Genomic DNA, 14885 nt, shown 5'->3' with positions numbered 1-14885 from the left:
GCCTCCGACCTCGTTCCCGAGGCCCTTGCGCGGGGCGTTTCCTTCGTTCTGAATCCTACCAGACCCGGCTGTTCGTCCCGGACCGGTGAAAACCGGATTTCCGTTCAGAAATGTACCTGATCCAGACACCCTCACCGTACTCACGGCGCAGCACTGTGCTCCGAGAATCTGGTGGGAGTTTCGCCCGGGGGACCAGCCACTTCGCATCTGCTCCGAGAAGCTGTGCCGTGGTGTCTGTTCCTCCCTGCCGGGCGACCTCGAGAACATTACGGGGTCCGGAGGCAGGAGGTCAACTCGCGCCGTCGTGACCCGGACCACTCCCCCTCGCGACGTCCCGCCGCGAGGCGCGCACCCCCTCGTCCGGCGCCCCGCGCTCTGGCAGCAGGCCGGCCGCAGCGGGCGCGGCCGCTGCCGTCGCCCGCGCCGCGAGACGGGCCACCGCGGCCCGCAGGTCGTCCGGTCCGACCACGGTGAACGGCGCGTCGAAGATGCCGAACCACCCGGCGAGCCCGCCCCACGACCAGGAACCCGCGGTCAGGCGGCACCGCCCCTCGCTCACGGCCTCCACGAGTGCGTCCGTTCCGGCCCATGCCGCCACGACGGCGGCGTCCAGCTCGAGCTCGACCGTCCCCCGTACCGGCATCACAGGCTGCGTGAACCGCTCGGCGACGAACGTCGCCACGTCCGGGGCGGGCAGCGCCCGACGCTCGAACCGTGCTCCGACACCCTCGCGCGGGGCCATCCGGTCGATCCGGAAGGTCCTCCAGTCGTCCCGGTCGAGGTCCCACGCGACGAGATACCACCGCCCGCCCCACGTGACGACGTGGTGCGGCTCCGCGCGGCGCGGCGCACGGAACCCCTCCCCCGGCTCCTGGCCCGGCGCACGGAGCACCTCGCCCGTCCCGCCGTCGTAGTCGAACCGCAGCACGCGGCGCTCGGCGGCCGCCGAGCCGACCGACACGAGCACGTCGGCCCGGACGGCGGGCAGGGCCCGCTCCGTGCGGCCCGGCACGGCCGTCACCTCCAGCGCGTCGATGCGCGTGCGCAGGCGGGCGGGCATGACCTGACGGATCGTCGCGAGCGCGCGCGCCGCGGCGTCCTCCACCCCGGGGAGCGTCCCGGTGCGCAGCGCGATCGCGACCGCGACCGCCTGCTCGTCGTCGAAGAGGAGCGGCGGGACGTCCGCGCCGGCGTCGAGGCGGTACCCGCCGTCGGGACCCTTCGTCGCGCGCACCGGGTAGCCGAGCTCGCGCAAGCGGTCGACGTCGCGCCGCACGGTGCGCGGGCTCACGTCGAGCCGCTCGGCCAGCGCGGCACCCGGCCAGTCCCGGCGCGCCTGGAGCAGCGAGAGCAGTCGGAGCAGTCGTCCTGAGGTCTCGAGCATGACCTCAGCGTCGCACGGAGTAGAGGACCGTAGCTGGCCTCTACCCGTGGCAACGTCGCTCTCGACGCACGAAGCACACCCAGGAGGAGCCACCGTGATCCGCACCAGAGCACTGACCAAGGACTTCGCCGTCGGGCGCGACGCGAGCGCCACGGTGCACGCCGTGCGCGGCATCGACCTCGACGTCGCACCCGGCGAGCTCGTCGCCGTCCTCGGCCCCAACGGCGCCGGCAAGACGACCACGCTCCGCATGCTCACCACGCTCATCCGCCCCACGTCGGGCACGGCCACGGTCGCGGGGCACGACGTCGTCGCCGAGCCCGACGCCGTCCGGCACCGCATCGGCTACGTCGGGCAGGGCAACGGTGCGGGTCACGCGCAGCGCGCCGTCGACGAGCTGGCGAGCCAGGGCCGCATCCACGGACTGGACCGGCGCACCGCGCGCCGCCGCGCCGACGAGCTCCTCGACTCCCTCGAGCTCGCGTCCTACGGCGCGCGCAAGGTGTCCGACCTGTCCGGCGGGCAGCGTCGCCGGCTCGACGTCGCGATGGGACTCGTGCACGCGCCGTCGCTGCTGTTCCTCGACGAGCCGTCGACCGGCCTCGACCCGCACAACCGGGCGAACCTGTGGGACCACGTCCTGCGCATGCGCGAGGACTCGCTCGCGGCCACGGGCGAGCCCATGACGATCGTCCTCACGACGCACTACCTCGACGAGGCCGACACCATGGCCGAGCGCGTGGTCGTCGTCGACCACGGCCAGGTCATCGCCGACGACACCGCGGAGAACCTCAAGGCGGACCTCGCCGGGGACCGCGTCGTCGTCACGCTCGCGCCCCCGCAGGGGCCGGCGCACGGCGACGCGGCACGGCTCGTCGCGCTCGCCCGCCGGGTCGAAGGGTTCCGGGAGGCGACCCGCACACCTGACGGCGCGCCCGCCGTCGGGCACGACGCCGCGCCCGCTCTCGAGGTGCGCGCCGAGCGCGGCGACGCCTACCTGCCCCGCCTGCTCCGCGCCGCCGACGCGGACGGCATCGCCGTCGAGACGGCGCAGGTGCACCGGCCCACGCTCGACGACGTGTTCCTCGCGCTCACCGGCCGCAGCCTGCGCGAGGCCGGCGCCGCGACCCCGACCGCCACCCCCGCCGAGGGCACCAGCCCCACCGAGAGGACCGCAGCATGAGCACCGTCGACATCGCCCGCACCACCGTCGCCCCGCATCCGGCCCCCGCCCGCCCCCGCGCACGCCGCGGGCTCGCCGCCTTCGCGCGCGACACCGGGATCGTGCTCGTCCGCGAGCTGCGGCCCGTCGTGCACGACCCGTTCTCCGTGCTGTTCGGGCTCGTCCAGCCGGTCGTCTTCCTCGCGCTGTTCGGACCCCTGCTCGTCGGGTCGCTCGGCGGCACGACGACCGGTCAGGAGGTCCTGGGCGGCAACGTCTGGCAGTGGTTCGTCCCGTCGATCCTCGTCATGACGACCCTCTTCGGGACGACCACGACCGGGGCGAACCTGCTCGTCGAGCTGCAGACCGGCGCGCACGAGCGCATGCTCGTCGCCCCGCTCTCGCGCGCCTCGCTGCTCGTGGGCCGCGCGCTCAAGGAGATGGTCCCGATCGTCGCGCAGTCGGTCGTCGTGGTGCTCGTCATGCTCCCGTTCGGGTTCGAGCTCCACCCCGCCGGCGCCGTCGTCGGGCTCGCGCTGCTCGCCGTGTTCGGCGTCGGGATCGGTTCGCTCAGCTACGCGCTCGCCCTCGCGGTGCGCAAGCAGGACTGGATGTTCTGGGTCGTGCAGCAGACCCTGATCTTCCCGCTCATGATCCTGTCCGGCATGCTCCTCCCGCTCGAGACCGGGCCCCGCTGGATGCAGGTCGCGTCCGACGTCAACCCGCTCCGGTACGTCGTCGACGCCGAGCGCGCCCTGTTCGCCGGCGACCTCTCCGCCTCGGCCGTCGCGTGGGGCTGGGTCGCCGCCGTCGTGACGGCCGCCGTCGGCCTCGCCGTCGGGATCCGCACCATGGTGCGCTCGACGGACTGACCGACCGCGCGCGTCAGGCCCGGGCCAGCTCCACGGCCCGGGCCACCGCGCTGCCCGGGCTCGTCAGGACGGGGACCGGGAGGTCGGCGAGCAATCCGGCCGCCGGCGCCATGCTGGCCTGCGCGAGCACGACGACGTCCGCGCCCCGACGCGAGACGGCGTCCCGCACCGCGTCCTCGACGCCCCGGTGGTACGCGCCCAGGTCCCCGGCCTCGAAGTCCGCCCACGCGCCCGAGCAGACCACGGGTTCGAGCTCGACGACCGTCCCCGCGCGCCCGGCCGCGTCGGCGAGGAGGTCCGTCGTCGGGCCGAGCGTCGACGCGAGCGCCACCACGACGGCGACCCGGCCGCCGTCGCGCACCGCCACCTCCGCGAGCGGCCGGTCCACCCGCACCACGGGCACCCCGGGTCCGCCGACCTCCTCCGCGACCGGCCCGAGCGTCGAGCACGTGCACACCACCACCGACGCCCCCGCCGCGACGAGCGCGTCGACGTGCGCCCGGACCCGCTCACCCGTCCGCGCGCCCGCCCGCGCGTCGTCCAGGAGCGGTACGTCGACGCGGTGCACGTGCCCCTCGCCCGGCGCGACCTCCTCCACCAGCGCACCGAACGTCGCGACGTGCACGTCCGCCGTGTGCAGGAACCCGATCACGTGCGCCTCCGATCGTGGTGGTTCACGTGCTCAGGGGCACGCGGGCGGCGGACCCGAGCGAGCGACGTGACTCAGGCGTGGTGCTCGCGGAAGGCGTCGGTGAGGGTGGGGCCGTCCTCGGCGCCGAGGCGCCAGACGCTCCAGCCGTCGGCCGTGTGGGTGCCCGACACGGCGACGGCGGCGAGGTCGGGGTGGCGGAACCGCGCGCCGTCGGACAGCTCGATGTAGCCGTCTGGCTGGAGGACCGCCTCGAAGCGCTGGCCGCGGCGCGGCCGGGACCACACGAGCTCGCGGGGCGCGCCGAACGCGCGCGCGAGCGCGACGAGGTCGGGGTCGTCGTCGGGACCGAGCGGCGCGTCCGCGGGGGGCGGGGGCGGCACGGGGACGACGTCGCGGCTCGCGGACGCGCGCGCGGGCGTCGGGTCGAGGTCGACGGGCGGGTGGTACGACAGCGGGTCGTACGGCTGCTCGCGCGACGGGCTGCGCTGCTCGCCGTACTCGTGGGTGAGGTACGACTCGCGCGTCCGGATCGACTCCCGGGTGCGGATCGACTCGCGCGTGAGGATCGACGTGCGCGGGGTCGACGGCTCGTCCCCGGCCTCGACGGGTCGCCGGTCGGCCCAGCCGGCGGACGCGGGCTCGGGCACGGTCCGCGCGGTGAGCGGGTCGTCGAGGGGGACGAAGTCCAGGACGGGCGGCTCGGCGCGCGACGGCTCCGACGGCACGGCGACCGGGGCCAGCGCGGCGAGGGGGCCGGTCTCGTCCGCCGAGGTGGGAGCGATCGCGGAGCCGGCGCGCGGCTCGAGCTCGGCGGCCCGACGGCGCTCGGCCCGGGACTGCGCGGCCTGCCGCGTCACCACGGGAAACTTGCCGGTCAGGGCTCGGCCCACGGCGACGCCGTCCGCGAAGTCGGAACCGGGGGCGACGGCGCGGCCCCGACGGGGCTCGGGCGCCGCGGGTGGTGCGGGGTTGTCGCGCGTCATCGCGAGCGGGGACACGTCGACGAAGCGGCGGCCGTCCGCGCCGTGCACGACGCCGAGACGCAGGACCGAGACCGGGGACCCGGGCTGCCGCAGGAAGTCGAGCGCGTCCTGGATGCCCGGCGCGGCGCTCGAGCAGATGACGATGAGGCGGGCGCCGGTCGCCCGGGCGGTCGCCTGGGAGCGCGTGAGCGGGACGTTGTCGTAGAAGGCGGCCACGTCCTGCTGGAACCGCGAGGCACCGCCCGTGTAGCGGGCGGCGAGCTCGGCGCGCGTGAGGCGCCCGGCCCGGCCGGCGTGGTTGAGCGCCGCGGTGAGGGCGTCCTCCGTGAGCTCCGCGGTGACCTCGATGACGACCGGGAGGCCGGCGGCATCGAGCGCGAGGAGGTGGGGCTCGTCGTCGGACGTGCCCTGCGCGACGGGGAAGATCTGCTCGCCCAGCAGCCCCTCGATGTTCCCGTCCACGACCCGCTGCGCGTCGGTCCCGAACGCTCCTGCCGGCTGGGGCGGCTGGACCAGTACGGGACGCTCGGCGTCCACCTCGAAGAGGGGCATCGGGAGATCTCCTGCGGCAGCGGAACGCGACCTGGGCGGGGGCGTTTGCGCCATAGCCTACGTCGCCGGTCAAGTCCCGCGAACCGGTCGAACCGTCCTCACGAGACACCGCAGGTCAGGCGTGCCCGGTCTCCTCCGACTCGGCCGCGAGGCGCTCCTCGACCCGCTCGACCTTCCCGGTGAGCTCCCCCGTGCGTCCCGGACGGATGTCGGCCTTGATGACGAGCGAGACCCGATGGCCGCCCGCGCCGACGGCCTCGGTCGCGCGCTGGATAACGGGCATGACGGCGTCCCAGTCGCCCTCGATCTCGGTGAACATCGCGGTGGTGCGGTTGGGCAGGCCCGACTCGCGGACGATGCGGACGGCCTCGGCGACGGAGTCCGCGACGGACTCGCCGGCACCGAGCGGGGCGACGGAGAAGGCGAAGACGGCCATGGGCCCATCGTGGCACGGGTGCGGCGCACGAACCGCGGCGGGACCGGACGGGCCCGCGCGCGAGGTCCGGGAGAGGGCCGCCGGGACTCCCCCGCCCCGACGTAGGCTCGTCGTCGTGACAGCAGAACACCGCACCGACCGCGTGACCGTGCTCGCGGGCGGGGTCGGCGGGGCACGCCTCGCGCACGGCCTGGACCTCGCTGGAGCCGACCTCACGGTCGTCGTCAACGTCGCGGACGACGTCGAGCTCCACGGGCTGTGGATCTCGCCCGACCTCGACACCGTGACGTACACCCTCGCCGGGCTCGCGGACGAGGAGCGCGGCTGGGGCGTGGTCGGCGAGACGTACGCGGCGCTGGAGGCGATGGGCCGGCTCGGCGAGGACACGTGGTTCACGCTCGGCGACCGCGACCTCGCGACGCACGTCGTGCGGACAGCCGGGCTGCGCGCGGGGTCGTCGCTGACCGACGTGACCGCGCGGCTCACGACCGCGCTCGGCGTCCGGGCGCGCGTGCTGCCCGTGAGCGACGACCGCGTCGCGACGCTCGTCGACACGCCCGCGGGGCGCCTCGGGTTCCAGGAGTACTTCGTGGGGCGCCGGCACGCGGACGACGTGCTGGGACTCGTCTACGACGGCATCGAGGCCGCGCGCCCGGCGCCCGGAGTGCTCGACGCGGTGACCGGCGCCGACGTCGTCGTGGTCGCGCCGTCGAACCCGTTCCTGTCGGTGGAGCCGGTGCTGGGCGTCGCGGGCGTGCGGGACGCGCTCGCCGGGACGTCCGCGCGCCGCGTCGCGGTGAGCCCGATCGTCGGCGGTCGCGCGATCAAGGGACCCGCCGCGCAGATCCTCACGACGCTCGGGCACGAGGTCTCGGCGCTCGGCGTCGCGCGCCTGTACGTCGGGCTCGTCGACGTCATGGTGATCGACGACCACGACGCCCACCTCGCCGACGACGTGCGGGCGCTGGGGCTGGAGGTCGTCGTCACCGACACCGTCATGGGCGGCGCCGCGGGCCGCGAGCGTCTCGCGCGCACGCTGCTCGCGTCGGCGGGGATCGCTCGTGGGTGACCTCGTGCCGCCCGACGGCGGCGCTCACCACGGTGGGCCGGGCCGCCCGGCGCGCGTGGTCGCCGTCGTGCCGTTGCGCGACGGGTCGTCGGGGAAGTCGCGGCTCGCGCACGTCCTCGACCCCGCCTCGCGCAGCAGGTTGATCGCCGTGCTCGCGCGGCACGTCGTGGGGACGCTGCTCGCGAGCGACGGCGTCGAGCGCGTGGTCGTGGTGACGTCGGACCCGCGGTTCACCTGGCGGGCGCTGCGGGAGGTCGTGGTGGACGCGTCCGCCGACGCGGCGCACGCCACCGGGTCCGACGGTCTCCCCCTGCTGACCGCCGACGCGGACCGGCTGCGCATCGTGCTCCAGCCCGTGGACCGGCCGGGGCTGGACGCGGCGGTCGACCTCGGCCGCGAGATAGCGTCGGAGGACGCGGCGACCCGGGGTCCGGTGCGGCTGCTCGTGGCGCACGCCGACCTCCCCGCGCTCACGCCCGTCGACGTGGAGGCGTTGCTCGCCGAGGACGCCCCGGTCGTCGTCGCGACGGACCGCCGGGGCGCCGGCACGAACCTGCTCGCCCTCGAGGTCCCGGCTTCCGCGGGGTTCCGGTTCCGGTTCGGGCCGGACAGCCGTGCGGCCCACGTCGCGGAGGCCGAGCGCCTCGGGCTGCGGGCCGTCGTCGTACAGCGGCCCGGGACCGCGGTCGACCTCGACACCGTGGAGGACTGGGGCGAGCTGCCCGCGGACGCGCGCGCCGCCGTCGGGCTGCACGTCCCGGCGCTGCGCGACCACGACGCCTGAGCCTTCCGAGGACCGGCCGCTACGACGGCCAGGTGCCGAGGACCTCGACGGGCGCGACGAGGCCGACGCGCACGTCGGCGAGGAGGTGCTGCCACGCGCCCTCGTCGAACGGCGCGGGGCAGTCCAGCGCGAGCACGACGGACTGCGTGGTCGTGCTGCCGTCGAAGGCGGGCACGGCGACGACGCGCGCGGCACCCCGTACCCGCAGCGGTCCCCGCGGAGACTCGACGGTCCAGTCCTGCGCGACGGCGTTGACGCCCTGGACGGCCCCGCCGTCGGAGCCGACCGGCAGCAGGACGTCGCGCGTCGCGCCGTCCGGGTCGCCGCCGTCCGCGGTGACCGTCTCCGCGAGCAGGGCGGCGGAGGCGTCGCGCGGGCCTGCCGTCGGTGTCCCCGGGTCGCCGGTCCCCCGGGCCGACAGGACGCACCCCCCGCTCGCTCCGACGACCTGCCATCCGGCACGCGCGACGAGCGGTGCTGCGGCAGCCGCGCCGCCCAGGCTCGTGATCTCGGGGGCAGGCTCTGACGAGCCGCCACCCGGCCCGGCGGAGGAGCCGGCCGTCGGGTCGCCCAGGCCTTCCGGGGCTCCCGGCGCGGCGTCGGGGTCCGCCGTGGTGGTCGGGCCGTCGCTCGAGCCCCCACCGGGCGCCTCCCCCGTCCGCGTCGCGGAGGGCCCGCTCGTCGGCCCCTCAGGCGTCGGGCTCCCCGTGCAGGCACCGGCACCGAGGACGCCGACCACGAGGCCCGCGACGAGCGCACCGGCGCGCAGGCCCGCCCGCGTCACGGTCGTTCTCCCCAGCGGCCGCGGTGCACGACGTCGTCGAGCGGCTTGCGCGAGCGACGCCGCGGCGAGCCCGTGGTCGCTCTGTCCGCGGGATGCCCGACGGCGACGACCCCGGTCGGCGCGTACGCGTCGGGGATGTCGAACGCCGCGCGCAGCCGCGCGACCTCGCCGGGCGCGACGCCGAAGAAGCACGCGCCGAGCCCCTCGTCGACGGCGGTCTGGAGCATGAGCAGCGCCGCCATCCCCGCGTCGACGTGCCAGTACGGCACGGCCCAGCGGTTCTCGTCGCGGTCGGCCCAGCCCTTGTCGTCCTCGGCGTACCGGTCGAGGTAGACGTCCTTCGACGTGAGGACCACGACGAGCACGGGCGCGGTGCGCATCCCGGCGAGCCACGCGCTCATGCTCCGCTCGGGCTGCTCGGGCGAGCTCGCGGACCAGAAGCGCGCGACGTCGTCGGGCTCGGTGAGCACGAGGAACGACCACCCCTGCGCGAACCCCGCGCTCGGCGCGCGGACCGCGTTGCGCACGAGGCGGTCGACCGCCTCCGGCGCGACCGGCTCGTCGGTGAACCGGCGCACCATGCGTCGACGTCGGACGACGTCCTGGAACTCCACGCGGCCCCCTCGGCACGGTCCGGCAGCAGGTCCCCGCACCCTACCCGGCGACGCGCCGAGCCATCCGCAGCTCGGCGAGGCGCGGGTCGCTCGGGAGGGGCTTGGTCGCACCGGTCGGCGCGAAGCCGGTGCGCTCGTAGAGCCGCAGCGCCCGGTCGTTCGTCGCGGTCACCCAGAGCGCGAGCGTCCGCGCCCCGAGCTCGGCGGCGAGCGCGTCGGCGGAACGCAGGAGCGCCGCCGCGACGCCGGTGCCCCGCGCGCCCGGGTCGACCCACACGGACACGAGCTCGGCCACGGTCGGGTCGTCGGGCGAGGGGACGACCGCGGCGACGCCGACCACCGGACCGGGCGACCGGTCGCCCTCGGCCAGGGTGCCGTCGTCGGGCGTGCCGTCGTCGAGCACCGTCCGCGCGAGGAGCGTGCGGCCCTGCGCCGCGCGCTCGTGCCAGACGTCGTCGGGAAGGGCGACCTCGCGCGCGAGCGTCGAGCCGAACGCGGACGGCGCGTCCGCGAGCGCGCGCAGGCGGACGTCCCGGAGGTCGCGCCAGTCGTCCGGCCGGACGCGTACGACGGTGGTGGGCACGGCCCCATGGTGGCAGCCCGGCCCGTCGCCGAGGCGTCGGGCCGGGCGGACACGCGGGCTCAGGCGGCGTCGAGGCGGGCGCGCAGCTCCGGGTCGAGCTCGAGGTCGGCAGCACCCAGGAGCTCGTCGAGCTGCTCGAGCGTGCTGGGCCCGATGATCGGGACCACCGGGTGCTCGCCGCCGAGGAGCCACGCGAGCACGACCTGGTTCGGCGTCGCGCCGAGCTCGCCCGCGACCTCGTGCAGGAGGCGGATGCGCTCGCGCGTGGTCGGGTGGTCGAACCCGTCCCACAGCGGCTTGTCGCGGCGGACGTACGCGCCCTGGAGGATCGGCGAGTAGGCGGTGACGGCGAGCGGGGGGCGCCCGTCGACGCCGGTGGACGCCGCGTAGTCGAGCAGCTCGTACGACGCCCAGTTGTGCCGGCCGACCTCCGGCGTCGGGTAGGCGTAGGTGTAGTTCTGCTGGACGAGCCCGTAGGGCGCGATGCCCTGGCGCAGCGCCTCCTCCCGCGCCTCGACGACGCGCCACAGCGCGACGTTCGAGATGCCCGTGATGCCGACGACGCCCTCGGCCTGGAGCTTGCCGAACGCGCCGACGGTCTCGGCGATCGCCGTGTCGTGGTCGTCGACGTGCCCGTAGAGCACGTCCACGTGGTCGACGCCGAGGTGGCGCAGGCTCTCGTGCGCCTCGTACGCGACGACGTCGGCGCCCAGGCCCTGGAAGTTCGTGGGCTCGGCGTTCTGGAGCGGCAGGGCGGGGTCCTTCTTCGCCGCGCCGAGCTTGGTCGCGATGCGGACGTCGTCGCGCACGCCACGGCTCGCGAGCCAGCGGCCGAGCAGGTCCTCGCTGTCACGACCGTGGCCGCCGGCCCAGAAGCTGTAGTTGTTCGCCGTGTCGAGGAACGTGCCGCCCGCCTCGAGGTAGCGGTCGAGGATCGCGAACGACGTGTCCTCGTCGACGAGCGTGCCCATGTTCATCGTGCCGAGGCAGAGGGTCGACACGTCGAAGGAGGTGCGCCCGTCGCCGATGGTGCGGTACCGCATGGTGGTCTCCCGAGGTTCGTGGTGGACCCGAGTGGTCCGAGGTGGACCGTGGTCCGGATGACGTGCTCCACGCTATGGAGAGATCGGCACGGGTGTACGGTCCGATTCCATGGGGCTTGACCAGACCAATTCACTGCGGACACGTTCGGGCACGACGGCGGAGCTCGCCTGGGAGGCCCTGCTCGACCTGGGGACGGGGCCGGGGTCGCGCGTCGAGCGGCTCGAGCGCGCGGTCCGGGACGCGGTGCACACCGGCCGCGTCCCGGTCGGGGCGGCTCTGCCACCGAGCCGCCAGCTCGCCGAGGCGCTCGGGGTGTCGCGGTGGGTCGTCACGGAGGCCTACGGCCAGCTCGTCGCCGAGGGCTTCCTCGACGCACGCACCGGCTCGGCGACACGCGTCTCCGCCGCAGCCGGCAGCAGACCCGCGCCCACGCTCGTGGACCCTGGACAGCCCGGCACCGGCCGGACGTACGCCGCGCGGGCCCGGTTCGACCTCGCTCCGGGCGTGCCCGACCTGCGCCACGTCCCGCGCGACGCGTGGCTGCGGGCGGCACGGGAGGCGCTCGGCACGTCCGGGGGCACGGCGTCGAACGACGACCTCGGCCAGCCCTCCCCCGCCGGGCACCCGCACGCGCGGGCCGTCGTCGCCGACCACCTGCGCCGGGCCCGCGTCGTCGCCGGGGCGGACGACGCCGTCGTGCTCACGCGCGGCGCGACCGACGGGATGGCGCGCGTCGCCGCGGCGCTCGTCGAGGCGGGCCACACGCACCTGCTCGTCGAGGACCCGAGCTGGTCGGTGCTGCGCGACGTCGCCGGCCGCGTCGGCCTCACCCCCGTCCCCGTCCCCGTGGACGACGCGGGCGCGGACGTCGAGGCGCTCGTCGCGGCGTCGCGGCGGACGGGGGCCCGCGCGGCGTTGCTCACGCCCGCGCACCAGTTCCCCACCGGCGCCGCGCTGGCGCCCGAGCGGCGCGAGGCGGTCCTCGCGTGGGCCTGTGCCGTCGACGGCGTCGTGGTCGAGGACGACTACGACGCCGAGTTCCGCTACGACCGCCGGCCCGTCGCCGCGCTCCAGCAGCTCGATCCCGAGCGCGTGGTCCTGCTGGGGTCGGTGAGCAAGACGATGAGCCCGGCGTTCGGCGTCGGGTGGATGGTCGTGCCCGCACGCTGGCGGGAGTCGGTGGTGCGCGCCGCCTCCCCCGCGCACGGCGCGGCGGCCGCCCCTTCCACGGTCGACCAGCTCACCTTCGCGAGGTTCGTCGCCTCGGGCGGGTACGACCGGCACCTGCGCGGAGCGCGCAGCCGGTACCGCCGTCGTCGCGACGCCGTGCTCGACGCCCTCGCCCGCGAGCTGCCGGACGCCGCGGTGAGCGGCATCGCGGCAGGCATGCACGCGCTCCTCTCCCTGCCGAGCGCACCGGACGACCCCGCTCCCGACGCCGCGCACGTCGTGCGCGAGGCCGCGCGGCGCGAGGTGACGGTCGTCGACCTGCGCCGCTACCAGGTCCGCCCCGCCGACCGGTCCACGACCCTCGTGCTCGGGTACGGCAACCTCGCCGACGCCCGCGTCGGCGAGGCCGTCGCGCGCCTCGCCGACGCGGTCCGCAGCGCCCGCGGGACCGGCGTCAGCCCTTCAGGACGGTGACGAGCGCGCCGAGCGGCGGCGGGAGGTCGCGCGCCCGGCGCTCGTCCACCCACGCACCCCGCACGACCTCGCTCCAGGCCGGCTCGGCACGGCATCGTGCGGCGATGCGACCGGCAAGGTCGGGCCGCCCGACGACCGCCTCCTCGACCAGCCCGGCCCCGAGCCTCGTGACGAGGCGCTCGTCCTCGCTCGCGACAGCCTGCGCGACGAGCGCGTCGAGCAGCGGCAACGGATCGGCGTCGTGCTCGACGCAGCTCCGCACCTCTTCCGAGACGCCGACCTCTGCCTCCGCCCGCAGGCGCTCGGCCCGTGTGCCCTCGGTCAGCAGGAGCCAGCCGAGGTAGCGGCGAGCGAGGACCTCGGGGTGCGACATGCGATCGATGCTGCCACGCCGAGCCGCGAGGTCACTCGTGGTGGGACAGGAGGCTGAACTCGGCGAGCAGCTCGCCGATCTCGGTGGCGTCGACCTTCTTCTGGAGCCGGTCGCGCAGGATCCGCGGCCCGGGGATGTCGAGCTCTTCACCGTCGCGCAGGGCGCTCACCGCGGCGAGCAGCTTGCGGACGTCGTAGGTGCTGTTGAAGACCTCGGGGACGCCGCGCTCCAGGTCGAGGAGCTGGTAGGCCGCCTCCATGCCGGTGCGCACGGAGTACTCGGTGGTGAAGATCGTGTCCCGCGTCGTCTCGGCGAACTGGCCGATGAACGCGAAGTTCCGCGCCCCGTCGGGCACGACCTGCGGCCGGTCGCCCGCGTGCCGGGGCATGAAGAACGCCGTGACGTACGGCATCATCACCGGCACGCAGCTCGCGGCCTCGGCGGCGAGGGTCGGGATGTCGGCCTCGGGGACGCCGAGGTGGTACAGCCACTCCTGCGTGATCTCCTCGCCCGTGCACTCCTGGAGCGACTTCTTCACGTAGTCGCCCGGGGTGTCCACGAACAGCCCGTAGACCCACACGACGATCTCGTCCGGCGACTGCGCCTTGAAGTGCGGCTGCCGGTTCACCGTCCAGCTCATGAGCCACGCCGAGTCGCGCGCGGTGACGATGCCGCCCGTGACGACCTTGCCGCTGAACGGGTCGCGCTGGCAGATGCGCTCGATGTACTCGGGGATGCGCCGGTCGAGCGTCGTGACGGTCGCGGACTGCCACTTGGTGCGCGGGATGTCGGTGCTGAACACGTCGGGCCGGCCGAACGCCGGGTCCTTCGCGGCGACGCGCCGCCACAGGTCCCACGCGGGCGCCGGCCCGGTGTCCAGGCGAGCCGGGGTGTGCTGGTCGCCGTTGTCGGAGTTCTCGGTGAGCGACCCGATGGTCGCGATGACGAGGTCGTCCTCGCCGAGGTCGATCGTCTGCTCGACGGCGGCCCCGCCGGTCCCGTGGCCCGCCCCGTGGTCGAGCAGGTGCAGCCGCGTCGCGACCTTGCGGTCCGGCGCGAGCTCGAAGTCGACGTCGGTGACCTCGACGTGGAACCGGAACGTGACGCCCTGGTCCATGAGCCAGCGCGTGAGCGGCAGGACCATCGACTCGTACTGGTTGTACTTGGTGAACTTCAGCGCCGAGAGGTCCGGCAGGCCGCCGACGTGGTGGATGAACCGGTGCAGGTAGAGCTTGAACTCGAGCGCGCTGTGCCACTCCTGGAACGCGAACATCGTGCGCCAGTAGAGCCAGAACTGGCTGTCGAGGAAGTGCCTCGACATGACGTCCTCGATCGACTTGCCCTCCATGTCCTCGCGGCGGGCGAGGAAGATCTTCGTGACCTCCTTCTGCGCCTTCTCGTCGAGGCGGAACAGGTTGTCGAACCGCGCGTCCTTGCCGCGGTCCTCGGTGACGCGCTGGAGCGAGAAGTTCGGGTCGTCCTTGTTGAGCCAGTAGAACTCGTCGAGCACCGAGACGCCCTCGGTCTCGATCGACGGCACGGAGCGGAACAGGTCCCACAGGCACTCCATGTGGTCCTCGAGCTCGCGCCCGCCGCGGATCACGAACCCGCGCCGCGGCTCCTTGATGCCGTCGAGCGCGCCGCCGGGCAGCCGGAGCCGCTCGTAGACCGTGATCCTCTCGCCGGGGACCTGGCCGTCGCGGACGAGGAAGCCCGCCGCCGAGAGCGAGGCGAGCCCCGCCCCCACGAGATGGACGGACCCGATCCGGTCCGTCCGCTCCGGCTTGCGCGGCCGCGCGAACGCCTCGTAGTTGCCGCTCGAGTAGTACATGCCACTCCCTCTCACCGCCGACGACAGGAAAGGAGCGCCGCCCGCGGTGGCGCTCCCCTGCCATGCTCACGCCGGGCCCCACGGACCGCACCTCGGTGCACGAACGTGCAGCGCACGG

At 75.2% G+C, this 14885-nt stretch carries 15 protein-coding genes; 5 read left to right on the top strand and 10 right to left on the bottom strand.

Annotated elements, in window-relative coordinates:
* Positions 1–289: 289 nt before the first annotated feature.
* Complete coding sequence (locus tag FB00_RS18385) at positions 290–1384, bottom strand: helix-turn-helix transcriptional regulator (RefSeq protein WP_082141493.1); 1095 nt, start codon at positions 1382–1384, stop codon at positions 290–292.
* Positions 1385–1478: 94 nt separating this feature from the next.
* Here FB00_RS18385 and FB00_RS18380 point away from each other — a divergent pair, with 94 nt between their 5' ends.
* Together FB00_RS18380 and FB00_RS18375 are read left to right on the top strand one after the other, a co-directional pair.
* Entirely contained in the window at positions 1479–2567 is a 1089-nt protein-coding gene (locus FB00_RS18380; RefSeq protein WP_047234363.1) for an ATP-binding cassette domain-containing protein, read from the top strand.
* On the top strand, positions 2564–3418 hold the full coding sequence (locus FB00_RS18375) for an ABC transporter permease (protein WP_082141492.1): 855 nt from the start codon (positions 2564–2566) through the stop codon (positions 3416–3418). The genes FB00_RS18380 and FB00_RS18375 overlap by 4 nt, the downstream gene beginning before the upstream one ends.
* A gap of 13 nt (positions 3419–3431) precedes the next feature.
* Here the strand turns inward: FB00_RS18375 and FB00_RS18370 are convergent, their stop codons facing one another.
* The 3 genes from FB00_RS18370 to FB00_RS18360 form a co-directional block, all read right to left on the bottom strand.
* A complete protein-coding gene (locus FB00_RS18370; RefSeq protein WP_047234362.1) occupies positions 3432–4070 on the bottom strand; it encodes an aspartate/glutamate racemase family protein in 639 nt (212 codons plus the stop codon).
* A 71-nt stretch (positions 4071–4141) separates the two neighbouring features.
* Positions 4142–5605 (bottom strand): DUF4357 domain-containing protein, encoded by a 1464-nt coding sequence (locus FB00_RS21340; RefSeq protein WP_052877776.1) that lies wholly within the window; start codon positions 5603–5605, stop codon positions 4142–4144.
* A gap of 115 nt (positions 5606–5720) precedes the next feature.
* Positions 5721–6041 carry an MTH1187 family thiamine-binding protein gene (locus FB00_RS18360; protein ID WP_047234361.1) on the bottom strand — a complete coding sequence of 107 codons (321 nt, stop codon included), beginning with the start codon at positions 6039–6041 and terminating at the stop codon, positions 5721–5723.
* A 115-nt stretch (positions 6042–6156) separates the two neighbouring features.
* Between FB00_RS18360 and cofD the strand changes: the two genes are divergently transcribed.
* The gene (cofD, locus tag FB00_RS18355; RefSeq protein ID WP_047234360.1) at positions 6157–7110 is read left to right on the top strand and encodes a 2-phospho-L-lactate transferase; all 954 of its coding nucleotides are present in this window, start codon (positions 6157–6159) and stop codon (positions 7108–7110) included.
* Positions 7103–7894, top strand: a complete 792-nt coding sequence (cofC, locus tag FB00_RS18350) for a 2-phospho-L-lactate guanylyltransferase (protein ID WP_231581931.1) — start codon at positions 7103–7105, stop codon at positions 7892–7894. Before cofD ends, cofC begins: the two co-directional genes overlap by 8 nt.
* 19 nt (positions 7895–7913) lie before the next feature.
* Here cofC and FB00_RS18345 read toward each other — a convergent pair whose 3' ends face one another.
* The 4 genes from FB00_RS18345 to FB00_RS18330 are packed head-to-tail and all read right to left on the bottom strand — an operon-like array spanning position 7914 to position 10918.
* Positions 7914–8678, bottom strand: coding sequence for a hypothetical protein (locus FB00_RS18345; protein ID WP_047234359.1), 765 nt, complete (start codon positions 8676–8678; stop codon positions 7914–7916).
* Positions 8675–9292: a nitroreductase family protein gene (locus tag FB00_RS18340; RefSeq protein ID WP_047234358.1), complete on the bottom strand. Its 618-nt coding sequence runs from the start codon at positions 9290–9292 to the stop codon at positions 8675–8677. The genes FB00_RS18345 and FB00_RS18340 overlap by 4 nt, the downstream gene beginning before the upstream one ends.
* Positions 9293–9332: 40 nt before the next feature.
* The gene (locus FB00_RS18335) at positions 9333–9875 is read right to left on the bottom strand and encodes a GNAT family N-acetyltransferase (protein ID WP_047234357.1); all 543 of its coding nucleotides are present in this window, start codon (positions 9873–9875) and stop codon (positions 9333–9335) included.
* A gap of 59 nt (positions 9876–9934) precedes the next feature.
* Positions 9935–10918 carry an aldo/keto reductase gene (locus FB00_RS18330; RefSeq protein WP_047234356.1) on the bottom strand — a complete coding sequence of 328 codons (984 nt, stop codon included), beginning with the start codon at positions 10916–10918 and terminating at the stop codon, positions 9935–9937.
* 109 nt (positions 10919–11027) lie between these two features.
* On the opposite strand from FB00_RS18330, the gene FB00_RS18325 reads away from it, so the two are divergent.
* Positions 11028–12563: a PLP-dependent aminotransferase family protein gene (locus FB00_RS18325; RefSeq protein ID WP_047234355.1), complete on the top strand. Its 1536-nt coding sequence runs from the start codon at positions 11028–11030 to the stop codon at positions 12561–12563.
* Here the strand turns inward: FB00_RS18325 and FB00_RS18320 are convergent.
* Together FB00_RS18320 and FB00_RS18315 are read right to left on the bottom strand one after the other, a co-directional pair.
* Positions 12544–12936 (bottom strand): hypothetical protein, encoded by a 393-nt coding sequence (locus tag FB00_RS18320; RefSeq protein ID WP_047234354.1) that lies wholly within the window; start codon positions 12934–12936, stop codon positions 12544–12546. The two genes, FB00_RS18325 and FB00_RS18320, sit on opposite strands and share 20 nt — an antisense overlap.
* A gap of 31 nt (positions 12937–12967) precedes the next feature.
* On the bottom strand, positions 12968–14767 hold the full coding sequence (locus tag FB00_RS18315; RefSeq protein ID WP_047234353.1) for an oleate hydratase: 1800 nt from the start codon (positions 14765–14767) through the stop codon (positions 12968–12970).
* Positions 14768–14885 lie beyond the last annotated feature (118 nt).

Origin of the sequence: Cellulosimicrobium funkei (assembly GCF_001019615.1) — a bacterium.
Taxonomy (GTDB): domain Bacteria; phylum Actinomycetota; class Actinomycetes; order Actinomycetales; family Cellulomonadaceae; genus Cellulosimicrobium; species Cellulosimicrobium cellulans_E.
Note: the sequence above shows the minus strand (reverse complement) of the source record. Positions and strands in the feature narration are given on the sequence as shown.

Coding starts and splice junctions, on each gene's coding strand:
- FB00_RS18330 (WP_047234356.1), bottom strand. CDS start 10,918: ATGCGGTACCGCACCATCGGCGACGGGCGCACCTCCTTCGACGTGTCG.
- FB00_RS21340 (WP_052877776.1), bottom strand. CDS start 5,605: ATGCCCCTCTTCGAGGTGGACGCCGAGCGTCCCGTACTGGTCCAGCCG.
- FB00_RS18320 (WP_047234354.1), bottom strand. CDS start 12,936: ATGTCGCACCCCGAGGTCCTCGCTCGCCGCTACCTCGGCTGGCTCCTG.
- FB00_RS18315 (WP_047234353.1), bottom strand. CDS start 14,767: ATGTACTACTCGAGCGGCAACTACGAGGCGTTCGCGCGGCCGCGCAAG.
- FB00_RS18375 (WP_082141492.1), top strand. CDS start 2,564: ATGAGCACCGTCGACATCGCCCGCACCACCGTCGCCCCGCATCCGGCC.
- FB00_RS18325 (WP_047234355.1), top strand. CDS start 11,028: ATGGGGCTTGACCAGACCAATTCACTGCGGACACGTTCGGGCACGACG.
- FB00_RS18385 (WP_082141493.1), bottom strand. CDS start 1,384: ATGCTCGAGACCTCAGGACGACTGCTCCGACTGCTCTCGCTGCTCCAG.
- FB00_RS18360 (WP_047234361.1), bottom strand. CDS start 6,041: ATGGCCGTCTTCGCCTTCTCCGTCGCCCCGCTCGGTGCCGGCGAGTCC.